General features: G+C 68.8%; 16 protein-coding genes. 6 read left to right on the top strand and 10 right to left on the bottom strand.

Features of this window, described 5'->3' with window-relative positions:
* Positions 1 to 36 precede the first annotated feature (36 nt).
* Together PUW82_RS09410 and PUW82_RS09405 are read right to left on the bottom strand one after the other, a co-directional pair.
* Positions 37 to 708: a methionine ABC transporter permease gene (locus PUW82_RS09410; protein WP_274222041.1), complete on the bottom strand. Its 672-nt coding sequence runs from the start codon at positions 706 to 708 to the stop codon at positions 37 to 39.
* Positions 705 to 1,469 carry an ATP-binding cassette domain-containing protein gene (locus PUW82_RS09405; RefSeq protein ID WP_274222040.1) on the bottom strand — a complete coding sequence of 255 codons (765 nt, stop codon included), beginning with the start codon at positions 1,467 to 1,469 and terminating at the stop codon, positions 705 to 707. The genes PUW82_RS09410 and PUW82_RS09405 overlap by 4 nt, the downstream gene beginning before the upstream one ends.
* Positions 1,470 to 1,516: 47 nt before the next feature.
* Here PUW82_RS09405 and PUW82_RS09400 point away from each other — a divergent pair, with 47 nt between their 5' ends.
* Positions 1,517 to 1,933 (top strand): OsmC family protein, encoded by a 417-nt coding sequence (locus PUW82_RS09400; RefSeq protein ID WP_274222039.1) that lies wholly within the window; start codon positions 1,517 to 1,519, stop codon positions 1,931 to 1,933.
* On the opposite strand, the gene PUW82_RS09395 is transcribed toward PUW82_RS09400, so the two are convergent.
* The gene (locus PUW82_RS09395) at positions 1,899 to 2,465 is read right to left on the bottom strand and encodes a GNAT family N-acetyltransferase (RefSeq protein ID WP_274222038.1); all 567 of its coding nucleotides are present in this window, start codon (positions 2,463 to 2,465) and stop codon (positions 1,899 to 1,901) included. The two genes, PUW82_RS09400 and PUW82_RS09395, sit on opposite strands and share 35 nt — an antisense overlap.
* Positions 2,462 to 3,145, bottom strand: coding sequence for a hypothetical protein (locus PUW82_RS09390; RefSeq protein WP_274222037.1), 684 nt, complete (start codon positions 3,143 to 3,145; stop codon positions 2,462 to 2,464). Before PUW82_RS09390 ends, PUW82_RS09395 begins: the two co-directional genes overlap by 4 nt.
* 212 nt (positions 3,146 to 3,357) lie before the next feature.
* Between PUW82_RS09390 and ileS the strand changes: the two genes are divergently transcribed.
* From ileS to ndk, 4 genes are read left to right on the top strand one after another with little or no spacing between them, the layout of a single operon-like run.
* The gene (gene ileS, locus PUW82_RS09385; protein ID WP_274222036.1) at positions 3,358 to 6,705 is read left to right on the top strand and encodes an isoleucine--tRNA ligase; all 3,348 of its coding nucleotides are present in this window, start codon (positions 3,358 to 3,360) and stop codon (positions 6,703 to 6,705) included.
* Positions 6,702 to 8,054 carry a bifunctional folylpolyglutamate synthase/dihydrofolate synthase gene (locus tag PUW82_RS09380; protein ID WP_274222035.1) on the top strand — a complete coding sequence of 451 codons (1,353 nt, stop codon included), beginning with the start codon at positions 6,702 to 6,704 and terminating at the stop codon, positions 8,052 to 8,054. Before ileS ends, PUW82_RS09380 begins: the two co-directional genes overlap by 4 nt.
* Positions 8,042 to 8,443, top strand: a complete 402-nt coding sequence (locus PUW82_RS09375) for a DUF4233 domain-containing protein (protein ID WP_420792742.1) — start codon at positions 8,042 to 8,044, stop codon at positions 8,441 to 8,443. Before PUW82_RS09380 ends, PUW82_RS09375 begins: the two co-directional genes overlap by 13 nt.
* Before the next feature lies 1 nt (position 8,444).
* A complete protein-coding gene (gene ndk / locus PUW82_RS09370; protein ID WP_210004510.1) occupies positions 8,445 to 8,861 on the top strand; it encodes a nucleoside-diphosphate kinase in 417 nt (138 codons plus the stop codon).
* A 64-nt stretch (positions 8,862 to 8,925) separates the two neighbouring features.
* Here ndk and PUW82_RS09365 read toward each other — a convergent pair whose 3' ends face one another.
* On the bottom strand, positions 8,926 to 9,525 hold the full coding sequence (locus PUW82_RS09365) for a vitamin K epoxide reductase family protein (RefSeq protein ID WP_274222033.1): 600 nt from the start codon (positions 9,523 to 9,525) through the stop codon (positions 8,926 to 8,928).
* Between the two features lie 197 nt (positions 9,526 to 9,722).
* On the bottom strand, positions 9,723 to 10,400 hold the full coding sequence (locus tag PUW82_RS09360; RefSeq protein WP_274222032.1) for a hypothetical protein: 678 nt from the start codon (positions 10,398 to 10,400) through the stop codon (positions 9,723 to 9,725).
* An 80-nt stretch (positions 10,401 to 10,480) separates the two neighbouring features.
* Here PUW82_RS09360 and PUW82_RS09355 point away from each other — a divergent pair, with 80 nt between their 5' ends.
* Positions 10,481 to 11,053 carry a hypothetical protein gene (locus PUW82_RS09355; protein WP_274222031.1) on the top strand — a complete coding sequence of 191 codons (573 nt, stop codon included), beginning with the start codon at positions 10,481 to 10,483 and terminating at the stop codon, positions 11,051 to 11,053.
* On the opposite strand, the gene PUW82_RS09350 is transcribed toward PUW82_RS09355, so the two are convergent.
* The 4 genes from PUW82_RS09350 to PUW82_RS09335 form a co-directional block, all read right to left on the bottom strand.
* Positions 11,050 to 11,862 (bottom strand): fibronectin type III domain-containing protein, encoded by an 813-nt coding sequence (locus PUW82_RS09350; RefSeq protein ID WP_274222030.1) that lies wholly within the window; start codon positions 11,860 to 11,862, stop codon positions 11,050 to 11,052. The genes PUW82_RS09355 and PUW82_RS09350 overlap by 4 nt on opposite strands.
* Positions 11,863 to 11,872: 10 nt before the next feature.
* Positions 11,873 to 12,088, bottom strand: coding sequence for a hypothetical protein (locus tag PUW82_RS09345; RefSeq protein ID WP_274222029.1), 216 nt, complete (start codon positions 12,086 to 12,088; stop codon positions 11,873 to 11,875).
* 13 nt (positions 12,089 to 12,101) lie between these two features.
* Positions 12,102 to 12,314: a hypothetical protein gene (locus tag PUW82_RS09340; protein ID WP_274222028.1), complete on the bottom strand. Its 213-nt coding sequence runs from the start codon at positions 12,312 to 12,314 to the stop codon at positions 12,102 to 12,104.
* Between the two features lie 223 nt (positions 12,315 to 12,537).
* On the bottom strand, positions 12,538 to 13,608 hold the full coding sequence (locus PUW82_RS09335) for a tyrosine-type recombinase/integrase (protein WP_274222027.1): 1,071 nt from the start codon (positions 13,606 to 13,608) through the stop codon (positions 12,538 to 12,540).
* Between the last annotated feature and the right edge of the window lie 79 nt (positions 13,609 to 13,687).

The raw sequence follows: 13,687 nt of genomic DNA, 5'->3' as shown, positions 1-13,687 counted from the left end.
GGATGGGCAGGCGTAAGCGGATAGGGGAGCGGGTGGTCAACGGTGGTCGAGGCGCACCGAGAGACGGTGCCCGGCGGACTGGATGACGAGCACGACGATGAGGATGACGCCGATCGTGAAATACATCAGCGGGTAGTCGTACTCCTGGTAGCCGTACCGCAGCGCGAAGTCGCCGATCCCGCCGCCCCCGACCACCCCCAGGACCGTCGAGTAAGACAGCAGGCTGATCGTCGCCGACGTCAGCGCGTAGACGAGGCCGGGGAACGCTTCGGGCAACAGGAAGCGCAGGACGGTCTGCGGCAGCGTCGCGCCCGTGGTGACGGCGACGCGGGGAATGCCGGGCGGGATCTCCCGCAGGATCTGCTCGACGAGGCGGGCGTAGATCGCTACGGCGACGAAACACAGCGAGAAGGTCGCGGCCGGTGTGCCGAACGTCGTGCCGTACACGAGCCGCGTGACCGGGACGAGGAAGACGACCAGCAGCAGGAACGGGAAGGATCGGACGACGTTGATGAAGAGGTTGCCCGTCCACCAGAGCAGCCGGTTCTCGGCGACGCCGCCGTGGCGGGTGAGGTAGACGAGCATGCCGAGAGGCAGGCCCAGGACGATCGCTGCTGCGAGCGACACGACAAGCATGTAGCCGGTCTGTGCGAGAGCCTCGAGCAGGTCGTGGCCGCGCCGGGCGAGGGACTCGGCGAGGGCGTTCACGCGCCGAGCTCCCGACGTGCGCGGTCGAGGTAGGTGCCCTGCTCGGGCTCGACGCGTCCGGTGACCGTGAGGACCTCGCGGAGCGAGCCGGACTCGAAGAGCGCGACCCGGTCGCAGATGCGGCGCACGACGCCCAGGTCGTGGGTGACCACGACGATTGTCGTGCCGAAGCGCTCGCGCGCGGCGCGGAGCAGCGCGAGGACCCCGTCGGTCGTCGTTGCATCGAGCGAGGATGTGGGCTCGTCGCACAGGAGCAGGCGCGGGCGCGAGACCAGCGCGCGAGCGATGCCCACGCGCTGGCGTTGGCCGCCGCTGAGCTGTGCAGGGTAGGCGTCGGCGCGCGCGTCGAGGCCGACGAATCGCAACGCCTCGGCGACGCGCTCGCGGTGATCCGTGCGCGCGTCGCGGCTGGGCCGAGCGTCGTCGAGGGTGAGCGGCAGCGCGACGTTCTGCCGCACGGTGCGGTTCGACAGGAGGTGCACGCCCTGGAAGACCACGCCGAGGCTCCGCCGCAGCGTCCGTAGCTCGCCGGTCGAGAGCAGCGCGGGGTCCTGACCCAGCACCTGAACGGTGCCGCTCGTGGCCGTCAGTTCCCCCGTGAGCAGTCCGAGGAGCGTGCTCTTGCCGGCTCCGCTCTCACCGATGACGCCGAAGATCTCTCCGTCGCGGACGGCGAGATCGACGTTCGCGAGGGCGCGCGTGCCGCCGGGGTAGGTGACGTCGACGCCGCGGAGAGCGACCGGGAGGTCGAGGGTGGGCACGACGGCATCCTCCGAATAGTTGGACGACGTTCAACTATAGTCGCGGTATGACTGTCCGGTACCGCACGTCCGCGTTCAACGACGATGGAGGCACGGGCGTGAGCCGCGTGCCCTGGGGCCTGAGCGTCGCGGTCTCGAACCCGCTGCAGCCCGATCGCGACGCGGGCGCGAGCAACCCCGAGCAGCTTCTCGCGCTCGCCTGGTCGACGTGCTTGAACGCCACGGCTCAGGCGATCGTCCGAGGTGCGCACCGGACCGCCGTTCGCGTGGACGTCGAGATGCGCGACGCGGAAGCCCGCGGCGGGTTCGAGTTCGTCGCGACGGCATTCGTCTCGGGCGAAGGTCTGAGCGAGACCGAGGCCGCGGAGCTCGCCACCGCCGCCCACGACCGCTGCCCGGTGTCGCGGCTGCTCCATGACGCTCCCACCGTCAGCGTGCGCGCGGAGGCGTGGGCCTCGGACTGAGCGTCGTCCGGCTGCCGGTCTCGCGCGAGCGATCGACGGCGAAGCCCAGGTGCGGCATGTCGACCCCCCGGTAGTGCACGACGAAGCGGCGCCGGACGGTCATTCCCAGGCGGATGGCGACGTTCATCGACGCGAGGTTCGTGTCGCGCACCTTGGCCCAGACGGTCGCGACGCCGAGGTCGCGGAACGCCCAGTCGCGCGCCGCGGTCGCCGCTTCGGTGGCGTAGCCGCGGTGCCAGTAGGCCCGGTTGAACAGGTACCCGACCTCGAAGACCTCGTCGTCGTCGATCCGCTGCCGGGTGATGCCGCACTGTCCGATCATGCCGGCGCCGGGCAGATCGACAGCCCACAGGCCGAAGCCGTCGTCGTCGTAACGCTGGAGGTTGCGTTCGAGCCACCGCGCGCTCTCGTCGTCGTCGAACGCGCCCTCGTACGCGGTCATGGTGATCGGGTCCGCAAGGATCGTCCGCAGCGGCGACAGATCGTCCGGGGTCATGCGGCGCAGGACGAGTCGCGACGTCGCGGCGATCATCGCGGCATCCGTTCGTCTCGCGCGTCGTCGCGCACCTCGATCCCGAGGGCCTGTGCGAACGCCGCCGCGTGCGACTCGGCCTGCCGGAGCGACACGGTCGCGTTCCGCAGCGCCCGGACATCGGTGAACGCCAGAGCGTCGAGCCCGCGCAGGTCGAGGTCGCTGCCGCGCAGCTCGCGGGTGTCGAACTCGTCGACCGTCGTGCCCACGAACTGCACGCGCTCGAGCGTCGAGCCGGGCGCATCGAGCGTCCCGATGCGGCAGTCGACGAACCGCACGTCGCGCAGGACCGCGGCGGGAGCCGAGAGATAGTCGACGCGGATGCCGCGGATCTCCACCCCGTCCCAGCGCGCGCGCCCGGCGTCGAGGGTGCCCAGGCGTCCGCCGGCGATGCTCACCGTGCGCCAGCTGCCGTCGCGCGCGGCGAGTTCGACCGCGGAGACATCCGCGACGCGCACATCGCTCATGACGGCGCCCGTCAGATCGATCCGGTCGACGGATGCCGCGGTGAGCGAGCTCTCGCTCACCCGTGCGTGCGCGCCGTCCGCGCTTCCGGCCTCCACGGTGACGGCCGCGCCGGTGAGGTCCGCGTGCCGCGCGAGGCGTCCCGGTGCCAGGTGTCGGGGGAGGTCGGGGTCCGTGATGCGTGGGGGAGCCGGATGAGTGCGCGGGCGGGCCATGCCTTCAGCGTAGGACGCCGGTATGATGGGGCGATCAGCACCGATCCGGCCATCACCGGGGAGCTCTCGGAAGAACAGCGGACACCCGCCCAGTAGAACCGAGCGGGGCAGGCCCGTCACAGCCGCTGGGAGAGTGGCCCTCCGGGGCAAGCGGGGTGGTACCGCGGTCGCACGATCGTCCTCGCAGGAAGTCCGACCCTGCGAGAGAAGCCATGACGTATCCCCAGTCCTCTGCTTTCGGCCCTGCCGCCGACAGCGTCGTCCCCAGCCCGCGATTCCCCGACGTCGAGCGCGATGTGCTCGCGTTCTGGGAGCGCGACGACACGTTCCGCGCCTCGATCACGCGCCGCGAGGGCGCGCCGGAGTGGGTCTTCTACGACGGTCCTCCTTTCGCCAACGGTCTGCCGCACTACGGCCACCTGCTCACCGGGTACGCGAAGGATGTCTTCCCGCGGTTCCAGACGATGCGGGGCAAGAAGGTCGACCGCGTGTTCGGGTGGGACACGCACGGTCTGCCGGCCGAGCTCGAGGCCATGAAGCAGCTCGGTATCACCGAGAAGAGCGAGATCGAGCAGATGGGCATCGCCGCCTTCAACGACAAGGCGCGCTCGTCGGTGCTCGAGTACACGCGCGAGTGGGAGGACTACGTCACCCGCCAGGCGCGTTGGGTCGACTTCGAGCGGGGGTACAAGACGCTCGACACCGGCTTCATGGAGTCGGTCCTGTGGGCGTTCAAGGAGCTCTGGGACAAAGACCTCGCGTACGAGGGGCACCGAGTGCTCCCGTACTGCTGGCGTGATGAGACGCCGCTGTCGAACCATGAGCTGCGCATGGACGACGACGTCTACAAGATGCGTCAGGACCCGTCGGTCACCGTCACCTTCCCCTTCGTCGGCCCGAAGGCCGAGTCGCTCGGCCTCACCGGCGTCCGGGCGCTCGCCTGGACGACCACGCCCTGGACGCTGCCCACGAACCTCGCGCTCGCCGTGGGCCCCGATATCGACTACGTCGTGGTGCCGGGTGGCCCCGCGGGAGCCGCGGACGTGCACACCGACCGCGTCGAGGCGGACGCCCACCGCTACCTCCTGGCCGCGGACCTCCTTCCCGGATACGCCAAGGACCTCGGCTATGCCGACGTCGAGCAGGCGCGGGCCGCGGTCGAGCGGACGGTGCGCGGCGCCGACCTGGCCGATGTGCAGTACGACCGGCTGTTCGACTATTACGCGGATGCCGACACGTGGGGCACCGGGTCGGCCTGGCGCGTCCTCGTCGACGACTACGTGACGACCACCGACGGCACCGGCATCGTCCACCAGGCCCCGGCCTACGGTGAGGACGACCAGCGGGTCACCGCCGCCGCCGGCATCCCGCTCATCATGAGCCTCGACGACGGCGGGCGGTTCCTGCCGCAGGTCGCCGATGTCGCCGGCGAGCTCTGGATGGATGCGAACCGGCCGCTCATCCGGCTGCTGAAGGCCGAGGGGCGGTTGCTGCGCGAAGCGAGCTACGAGCACTCCTACCCGCACTGCTGGCGCTGCCGGAACCCCCTGATCTACAAGGCCGTGTCGAGCTGGTTCGTCCGCGTGACGGCCATCAAGGACCGGCTGCTCGAGCTCAACGAGCAGATCACCTGGGCGCCCGAGAACGTCAAGCACGGTCAGTTCGGCAAGTGGCTCGAGGGCGCTCGCGACTGGTCGATCAGCCGCAACCGCTTCTGGGGCTCGCCCATTCCCGTGTGGAAGAGTGACGACCCCGAGTACCCGCGCGTCGACGTCTACGGCTCGCTCGCCGACATCGAGCGGGACTTTGGCCGTCTTCCACGCAACGAGCAGGGCGACGTCGACCTGCACCGGCCGTTCATCGACGACCTGACGCGTCCGAACCCCGACGACCCGACCGGCCGATCGACCATGCGTCGCATCGAGGACGTGTTCGACGTGTGGTTCGACTCGGGCTCGATGCCGTACGCGCAGGTGCACTACCCCTTCGAGAACCGGCAGTGGTTCGACGAGCACGCCCCCGCGGACTTCATCGTCGAGTACATCGGTCAGACGCGCGGCTGGTTCTACGTCATGCACGTGCTCTCGGGCGCGCTCTTCGACCGTCCGGCGTTCTCGGGAGTCGCCTGTCACGGCATCGTCCTCGGCAGCGACGGCCAGAAGATGTCGAAGTCGCTGCGGAACTACCCCGACGTCTCGGAGGTGTTCGATCGTGACGGCTCCGACGCGATGCGCTGGTTCTTGATGGGATCGTCGGTGCTCCGCGGTGGCAACCTCGTCGTCACCGAAGAGGGGATCCGCGCCGGCGTGCGCGAGTTCCTGCTGCCGCTGTGGAACACGTGGTACTTCTTCGCGACCTACGCCAACGCGGCCGGTGGCCCGAACGGCGCCGGCTACGAGGCGACGTGGCGCACCGACTCGACCAACGTGCTCGACCGCTACATCCTCGCCCTCACCGGCGACCTCGTGCGCGACGTCGCCCGTGACCTCGAGGCACTCGACTCCACGATGGCGGCGGCCAAGCTGCGCGACTTCGCCGAGGCGCTCACCAACTGGTACATCCGGCGCTCGCGCGACCGTTTCTGGGAGGGCGCCCGCCCGGGTGACCCATCGTCGACCGAGGCGTTCGACACGCTGTACACGGTGCTCGAGACGCTGACGCGCGTCGCGGCGCCGCTGCTGCCGCTGGTGAGCGAGCGCGTGTGGCAGGGGCTGACGGGCGGACGCAGCGTCCACCTCGAGGACTGGCCCGACGCCGACGCCTTCGCGCCCACCACCGACATCCGCACCGCCATGGACGCGGTGCGCGAGGTGTCGTCGGTCGCGAACGCCCTGCGCAAGAAGGAGGGCAAGCGCGTGCGCCTGCCGCTGCCGCAGCTCACCGTCGCCGTGTCGGACGCGGCCTCTCTCGGCCAGTTCGAGGACATCCTGCGCGAGGAGCTGAACGTCAAGCAGATCGCTCTCGCCGAGCTGGCGGACGACCTCGCGGCCTCGTACGGCATCAGCCAGCGCCTGTCGATCAACGCGCGCGCTGCCGGCCCCCGGCTGGGCAAGCAGGTGCAGCACGTGATCGCCGGCGCCCGCTCGGGCCTCTGGGAGGAACGGGACGGCGGGGTCGTGGTCGACGGCGTCGCTCTGGAGCCCGGCGAGTACGACCTGACGCTCGAGGCGGGTGGCGTCGCCGAGGGAACGGCGATCGCGCTGCTCTCGGGCGGCGGTTTCGTCCTGCTCGACACGACGACGACGCCTCAGCTCGAGGCGGAGGGCCTGGCACGCGACATCGTCCGGGCCGTGCAGGACACGCGCAAGGCTGCCGGCTTCGACGTCAGCGACCGGATCCGGCTCGTGCTGGCGCTCGCAGACGCGCATGACGCGACCGCGCTGCGGTCGGCATTCGAGGCGGCGGATGTCGCCGGCGAGACCCTGGCGGTCGAACATGCCATCGTCGACGGCACAGAGGTCGACGACGCCGAACACGTCGGCGACTTCGCCGCAGGAACATTCGCGAACCGGGGCGCCTTCCGCGTCGCCGTCTCGCGCGTCTCGGAGGGAACCGCATGACCGATCAGGCCCGCGCGGACGCGGTCTACGCCGCTCTGCTGGAGCGCCAGGGCGAGCAGTGGGTGCAGCCTCGCATCGAGCGCACGCGCCGTGTGCTCGAGCTGCTCGACGACCCGCAGCGCACGTACCGCGTCGTGCACGTCACCGGGACCAACGGCAAGACCTCGACGAGCCGGATGATCGAGAGCCTGGTGCGCGCCCACGGGCTGCGGACCGGCCTGTTCACCAGTCCCCACCTCGAGCGCTTCACCGAGCGCATCATGATCGACGGCGAGCCGATCGCGGATGCCGCCGTGGCCGAAGCCTGGGAAGAGATCGAGCCCTTCGTCGCCCTCGTCGACGCGGAGCTGAGCGCGGCCGGCGACGCGCCGCTGACCTTCTTCGAGCTGCTGACGGTGCTCGCGTTCGTGGCCTTCGCCGACGCGCCGGTCGACGTCGCGGTGATCGAGGTCGGCATGGGCGGCACCTGGGATTCGACGAACACGGCGGACGGCGACGTCGCCGTCATCGGTCCCGTCGCCCTCGACCATGCGGATCGCCTGGGCGAGACGGTCGCCGAGATCGCCGCCGTCAAGGCCGGGATCATCAAGCCGGGCGCAGCCGTCGTCTCGGCCGCGCAAGCACCGGAGGCGGCCGCGGCGATCCGCGCGCGTGCGGCCGAGGTGTCGGCCACAGTCGGGTTCGCCGGCGATGACTTCGCGCTGACGGCGCACAGTCTCGCCGTCGGCGGACAACAGGTGAGCGTCCGCGGTCGCGCCGGCGAGTACCCCGAGCTCTACCTGCCGCTGTACGGCTCGCACCAGGCCGACAACGCGGCTCTCGCCGTCGCTGCGGTCGAGGCGCTCATCGGCGCCGCGGACCAGCCGCTGCACGCGGAGGTCGTCGCGGACGGTCTGGGAGCGGTGACGTCGCCCGGACGCCTGCAGCTGCTCGGCGTCGCCCCGACCGTGCTCGTCGACAGCGCGCACAATCCGCACGGCGCTCGCGCACTCGCGACCGCGCTGCGCGAATCGTTCGACTTCGACGAGTGGGGCATCGTCCTCGGCGTCCTCGGCGACAAGGATGCCGACGGCATCGTGAGCGAGCTGGCCCCTGTGGCGGCGCACGTGTTCGCCACGGCGCCCGACTCCGAGCGTGCGTCCGAGCCGACCCGGGTCGCCGATCTGGCGGAAGAGCGCGGGCTCGCCGTCACCGAGCACGGTGACCTCGTGGAAGCTGCCGAGGCCGCGCGCGAATGGGCGGCGTCGGCGGAGCGTCGCGCGATCGTCATCGCCGGATCCGTCATCCTGGCGGGCGAGGCGATCGCCCTCGCCGCGGCTGAGGACTGGAAGTCCGGGTGGCAGGAGTGAGTCAGCCCCGTTCGCGGCGTCGCCGCGGTGCGGCCGAATCGCTCGGCTCGGTCGTCCTGGGGTTCGAGTCGATCGTCGTGTTCCTCGGGGGACTGACCGTGTACGGACTGTCGGCGCTGCCGGCATCCGTCCCCTCGTGGTGGGGGGTCGTCGCCGGGGCGGTACTCGCCGCGGCGATGGTCGTGACCGCCGGGTTGCTGCGGCACCGGTGGGGGATCGCGCTCGGCTGGGCGCTGCAGATCGTGCTGGGCCTTGGCGTGTTGCTCGTGCCGGCGCTCGGACTGGTCGCCCTGATTTTCGGCGCCATGTATGCGTATGCGACCATCAAGGGGGCTGCTCTCGACCGGCGGAACGCCGCCTTCGCAGCCGACGAATCGAACGGAGACTGACATGCCCATCGAAGAGACCCTCGTCCTCGTCAAGCCCGACGGCGTGGCTCGCGGCCTCACGGGCGCGATCCTGGCCCGTATCGAGGCGAAGGGCTACGCCCTCGTCGACGTCCGCCTCGTCGAGCCCGACCGCGAGCGGCTCGAGAAGCACTACGCCGAGCACGCCGGCAAGCCCTTCTACGAGCCCCTGCTCGAGTTCATGCAGAGCGGGCCCTCGGTGGCCATCCGCCTCGCCGGCAACCGTGTCATCGAGGGGTTCCGATCCCTCGCCGGCACGACCGACCCCACGACGGCCGCCCCCGGCACGATCCGCGGCGACTTCGGCCGCGACTGGGGCCTCGCGGTGCAGCAGAACCTCGTGCACGGCTCGGACAGCCCCGAGTCGGCCGCGCGCGAACTGGAGATCTGGTTCGGCTGACCCCGAACCCCCGCGGCATCCGGCCCGCGAGTCCGCGCACCGCGCCGGCTCGCGGGCTTCGTCGTCAGAGGAAGCCGATCCAGTCGAGCCGGACCTGCGCGACGACGGCGATGGCGACGTAGCTCAGCACCGCCAGCAGCGGCACCCACGCGATGAGGCCGGCCGCGACCGAACGGGCACGGCGGGGCACCGGCACGACACCTGTTCGCAACAGGTGCAAGGTGACGGCGTAGAACGTCGGGATGGTCACGAACCACGTGACCATGCACCACGGGCACAGGGTTCCCAGAACGAAGATGCTCTGCGAGATCAGCCACACGACGAAGCCGAACGCGAAGGCGATCCCCACCCAGAACGCCGCCCAGAACCAGCGCGAGAACCGCGCACCCGAGAGGATCGCCGCCCCGACGACGATCGGCGCCACCCAGCCCGCGACACCGAGCAGTGGGTTGGGGAACCCGAAGACCGATCCCTGCGCCGATGTCAGGTTCGCGCCGCACTGCACGACGAGGTTGAAGTCGCACGAGGCCGTGGCCGTGGCGTCCTGCAGCAGGTGGATGCGCTCGGTCGTGAGCGCGAACGCTGCGATCCACCCGATGACGCCCGCGACGATGAGCCAGACGGCCAGGAGAACGGGGCGCGCGCGGGTGCTCGAAGCGGACATGGGGGCGATTATCCCACCGCCGTCGATGGCTCAGCCCTGAGCCCGCGGGGCCCGCGTCCCACAGTCCGACGCCGGTAGTGCGATAATTCCCGTTCTGACCAGGCGCTGTCTCTCAGATCATGATTTGAGAGACCTCCCGCGTCACAACCTAGCTGGGTTTGGGGCATCTCACGGACCAAACCACGGACCACGCCGGGTCAATGCTTCCGGGATCGTCGCCAGCTCAGGAGCTTCCGGCGTGCCCAGCGGAGCGGGTGTCGGCGGTTCTCGGCCCGTGCCTCCCTCCGGATGATCTCGTCGTACTCGTTTCTGGAACGTTCGCGGCCACGGTTCATCAGGTCCACCCTGAGCTTCCGGAGCCGCTTGTTGGCCTCGATGAACAGTTGCTCGGCGGCGAGGTACTCGGGGTCGGCGTGCAGAGCTTGTATCTCGTTCAGATAGCGCTTCGCGTTGGGGCTTCCCAGGAAGGCGGCATCCTGAAGACGATGCATCATCGCAAAGTTGTGGATGTGGTTGTCCGGAGGTAGGACGCCACGACGTTCGTAGTGTGCGCGCGCGGCGGCGGTGTGCTCGTCGCGATTGTGCTGGACTCCGAGGAACGCGTTTGTGGTGGCTTCCAGCAGGCGAAAGTCATCGGGCCCTAGATATCGGCGGTAGTGGTCAACCTGGATGGCTGATGCGGCGCTGTAGAAGTCCTCGAACGTAGTGGACGGGTTGTGAAGTAGCGGCTCTAACTGTCGGAGTTCGCCTGTCCACGCCACTCCGAGGTCGCGTCGCCGTTCCGCGCGCTCATGGAAGACGAGTGGGAGCGACAGCACGAAGCCGAGGACCGCACCGGCGAGAAGGTTTGGGACATCGATGTTCAGCCACTCCATAGGGTCCATCATGTCGGCACTAAGAGACACCAGGCGAGAGTCAACATCTCCGCGAGTTGATAGTGGCTATCATCTGTTGCATGAGTGTGCCTACGGTCGAAGACGCCCAGAAGCAGGTCGAAAAGACAGAGGCGGATCTGACCTCGGCCCATCCCGAGACCCTGGGCAGGCTCAAACAGGTCGTGGCTACAGCTCTAGATGGCATGGTGGAGACTTTCATCAGAGGTCAGCATCAAGTGGTGATAGCGATGGATCCCGCGGACCGCTCCACTCTCAAGTTCAACCTGGATGAGGCATCCAAAAGTGCCCAGGCGCGCGTCGAGGGCCAGATCAAGTTGGCGCAACTGAAGGAGCAGGCGTCGCGCCAGGACGGTTACACCGCCGTGCAGGTAGACGGCGAAAAGGTTGTCGGCCCCCTGCTGAAGCCGAGCGCAGATCTGCTCACCTCAACGGGCTTTGATTCGCAGTCCATGATGTTCTTTCTCAACGGGCAGGTACGTGTACATAACTTCGTCGATAAGCAAGTGATGGATCACGCAGTCAGGCCGCTGAACTCGGCGCTCAAAGAGTACGCCGCGGCCTGTCACGTACTCCAGCTCGCCGTAGTCGCCTATGGGCGGTCTGAAGCACAGCAGCTCTGGGACGACGCCTAGCGGGTGTTTCGCCAGGCGGATCCGCTCCACTGACGGACGCGCACCAACTGCCACCGGGAGCCGTTCCACATCCGGACCTTGCAGTTGCGGAAGCTGGTCCCATCGAACGCTCGGCCACCGGCCAGGGTCTCGGCGCTGATGGGTCCAGCCCACGGCCCCCACCCGCGGGAGTTCCGGGAGCGCACGTAGACGTAGTGCATCGTCCCTGGCGTGAGCTGGGGCGCTCCGGATGCTCCCGCGGGGTTGGTGTAGCCCGCGGGGCCGTTGTCCTCCCAAACGAAGGTTCCCTGCCCTGCTGGGCCTCGTGCGTACCAGTGAGCCTGGTCCTGGACGGTGGCCGCGCCCATGTCGTCGCCCCGGTCGTAGCGCACGCCGAACGAGGTCGGTAGCACGCTCTCGATCCGGAGGTTGTTCGGCACGTTGGGCGTCTTAGGGATACGAGGCGGGGTTTCCTCACCGACCGTGACGGAGCCCGAGCCGATGTCGGGATGGTTGGCGCTGATGGACGCCGACGACTGGAAGCCGGATCCGAAGCCCGCCCAGTCGTGGACACGGTTGAAGTCGCCCTCCCAGAGCGTGAAGTCGCCGGAGCCACGGGGGATGGTGAAGTTGCCGCCGATGCTCCAGCCGCCCAGGTTCGCGCCCCAGGACTGCTGGTCGTTGGACCAGTGGCTGTGGCCGTTCGCGAGGAAGCGGATGACGGCGTGGTAGCTGGAGAAGTTGCCGTCCCAGTTCTGCCCGGTGCGGTAGACGTTGATGTAGACCTGGTGGCGGGTGTAGCCGCTGAGGTCGCCCCATCCTTCGGTCATCTCTCACACCTCAGATCGGCTCGAACCACAGGTGGCCAACGACCGGGTTGGCCGGTGCCGTCGAGCCCACGTGGATGGCGATGTTGGGGGCGCTGCGCTTGGTCCGCTGGGCGGTGTAGTCCCGGGTGCGGTTGATCTCCCGCGCCCCGTACTTGACCTTGCCGTTCTCGCCCGTGTCGGGCACCAGCTCCATGCCAGCGCCTGCTGCGTCGTCTCCGATAGCCATCTGTCATTCCTCCTCAGGTGAGCGAGCCCCACGTCTCGGTGTCGGTCACTTCGTCCCAGTCCTGCTCGGGGTCGCGTGCGAGCCAGGAGCCGGGGGTGACCTCGGTGATGCCGGATGCGCCCAGGTCCATGACGCCTTCGGCGAGCTGCCAGTGCACCGACTGGAGGCGTCCGAGCTGATCGGCCGTTCCGGGCAGGGAGCGGCGATAGCTGCCGGAGGCTTCCATGCCTCCAAGAGTGTCGGGACGGGCTTAGGCTCGGGGGTCGCCAGGATTTCGCGCTGAGACTTGATCTGCTTTGCGCTCCAGGTGAAGGTGCGGTTTCGGCCGCCGTTGGCCTCTCGTCGCCGTCGGCTCTTCTCAGCGTTCGCTGTCCTGCACACGTCGCATCGGCACTTGTGGCGGTCGTACGCGTACTGGGCAGAACCGTCGTGGACCGGGCATTTGGCGCTCACGCTGATGCCCCCGCACCGAACGCCAGATCCATCGCCGACACGATCTCCCGATCACGGGTCCGGCTGTGGTGTTGATAGCGCAGCGCGGTCCGGTAGTCGCTATGGCCACCACGCGACATCACCTCCGCCAGCGTCGCCGTCCGCCTGTAGGCGGTCAGCGAGGCGTGCCTCAGGTCATGCAGGCGGAAGCCATCGAGCCCACGCGAGGCTCGAATGCTGGCGAACATCTTCGCAGCGGTGTCCTGTCGCAGACGCGTCCCTGAAGCGTTGAGGAAGACAGGGCCGTCCAGCGTGCCAGTCGTCGTCTCCTGGTGCCGCCTGAGGGCTTCCACGGCCCTCTGGGGCAGCGTGAGGAACCGGACCTGTTCCGGGTGGGCCTTTGTTCCCTCGACCCGCTCTCCGCCGACGAGGTGGTAGGCGACTGTCATCTCGCCCAGGCGAAGGTCGATCTGCTCCCAATCCAGAGCGCAGGCCTCGCCGATGCGGCACCCACTTCCCATCAAAATCCACAGCAGGGCGCGTTCCTGGTCGGTCGCCGCCGCTTCGACGAGCACCTGGAAGTCGCCGAGAGAGAGGGTGGGTCGCTTCTTGGATTTCGCGGCGCTCACACCCTCAACCAGACACGGGTTCCGGTCGATCTCACCCTGCATGACCGCCCGCTTCATGATCATGCTCAGCACGCTGTACCGCTGGGCGTTGCTGGGGGAACCCTCCGGCAAGACCTCGTTGAACCACCGATCGATCTCGCGAGTGGTGATGTCTCGGAGCTTCTTCTGGCCGAACGTCGGCAGGATCCAACGCTGGAGCATCAGGTTGTAGTTGCTCCACGTGCCCACGGTGACCTTCTTGGTGCGCAAGCGGTGGTGCAGTGTGCGCTCCGCGAAGGTGACGAACAGCTCACCGCCTCGCGCCCGGTCCTCGACCACCTTCGGCTGGAGCCCCTTGGCGTGCTCCAGCTTCGCCTTCGCGACCTCGTAGTCCCGCTCCTCGGCTGTGTCGAAGTAGCCGACGTGGACGTACTTCGCGGCCGCGGGGTCCCAGAACCTTGCCTTGAACTTCGTGGTCATCTCGTGTTGCCTCCCCATGGTGATACGCCTGGGAGTGCGCGTTTGCCAGGTAGCGGAGAACATTCACGGACCAGCGTCC

The organism is Microbacterium thalli (assembly GCF_028737325.1).
GTDB classification, from domain to species: domain Bacteria; phylum Actinomycetota; class Actinomycetes; order Actinomycetales; family Microbacteriaceae; genus Microbacterium; species Microbacterium thalli.
Note: the sequence above shows the minus strand (reverse complement) of the source record. Positions and strands in the feature narration are given on the sequence as shown.

What these genes read in the sequence shown, in the direction of transcription:
- PUW82_RS09400 (WP_274222039.1), top strand. Translation starts at nt 1,517, where the DNA reads ATGACTGTCCGGTACCGCACGTCCGCGTTCAACGACGATGGAGGCACG.
- PUW82_RS09395 (WP_274222038.1), bottom strand. Translation starts at nt 2,465, where the DNA reads ATGATCGCCGCGACGTCGCGACTCGTCCTGCGCCGCATGACCCCGGAC.
- PUW82_RS09390 (WP_274222037.1), bottom strand. Translation starts at nt 3,145, where the DNA reads ATGGCCCGCCCGCGCACTCATCCGGCTCCCCCACGCATCACGGACCCC.
- ileS (WP_274222036.1), top strand. Translation starts at nt 3,358, where the DNA reads ATGACGTATCCCCAGTCCTCTGCTTTCGGCCCTGCCGCCGACAGCGTC.
- PUW82_RS09380 (WP_274222035.1), top strand. Translation starts at nt 6,702, where the DNA reads ATGACCGATCAGGCCCGCGCGGACGCGGTCTACGCCGCTCTGCTGGAG.
- ndk (WP_210004510.1), top strand. Translation starts at nt 8,445, where the DNA reads ATGCCCATCGAAGAGACCCTCGTCCTCGTCAAGCCCGACGGCGTGGCT.
- PUW82_RS09365 (WP_274222033.1), bottom strand. Translation starts at nt 9,525, where the DNA reads ATGTCCGCTTCGAGCACCCGCGCGCGCCCCGTTCTCCTGGCCGTCTGG.
- PUW82_RS09360 (WP_274222032.1), bottom strand. Translation starts at nt 10,400, where the DNA reads ATGGAGTGGCTGAACATCGATGTCCCAAACCTTCTCGCCGGTGCGGTC.
- PUW82_RS09355 (WP_274222031.1), top strand. Translation starts at nt 10,481, where the DNA reads ATGAGTGTGCCTACGGTCGAAGACGCCCAGAAGCAGGTCGAAAAGACA.
- PUW82_RS09350 (WP_274222030.1), bottom strand. Translation starts at nt 11,862, where the DNA reads ATGACCGAAGGATGGGGCGACCTCAGCGGCTACACCCGCCACCAGGTC.
- PUW82_RS09345 (WP_274222029.1), bottom strand. Translation starts at nt 12,088, where the DNA reads ATGGCTATCGGAGACGACGCAGCAGGCGCTGGCATGGAGCTGGTGCCC.
- PUW82_RS09340 (WP_274222028.1), bottom strand. Translation starts at nt 12,314, where the DNA reads ATGGAAGCCTCCGGCAGCTATCGCCGCTCCCTGCCCGGAACGGCCGAT.
- PUW82_RS09335 (WP_274222027.1), bottom strand. Translation starts at nt 13,608, where the DNA reads ATGACCACGAAGTTCAAGGCAAGGTTCTGGGACCCCGCGGCCGCGAAG.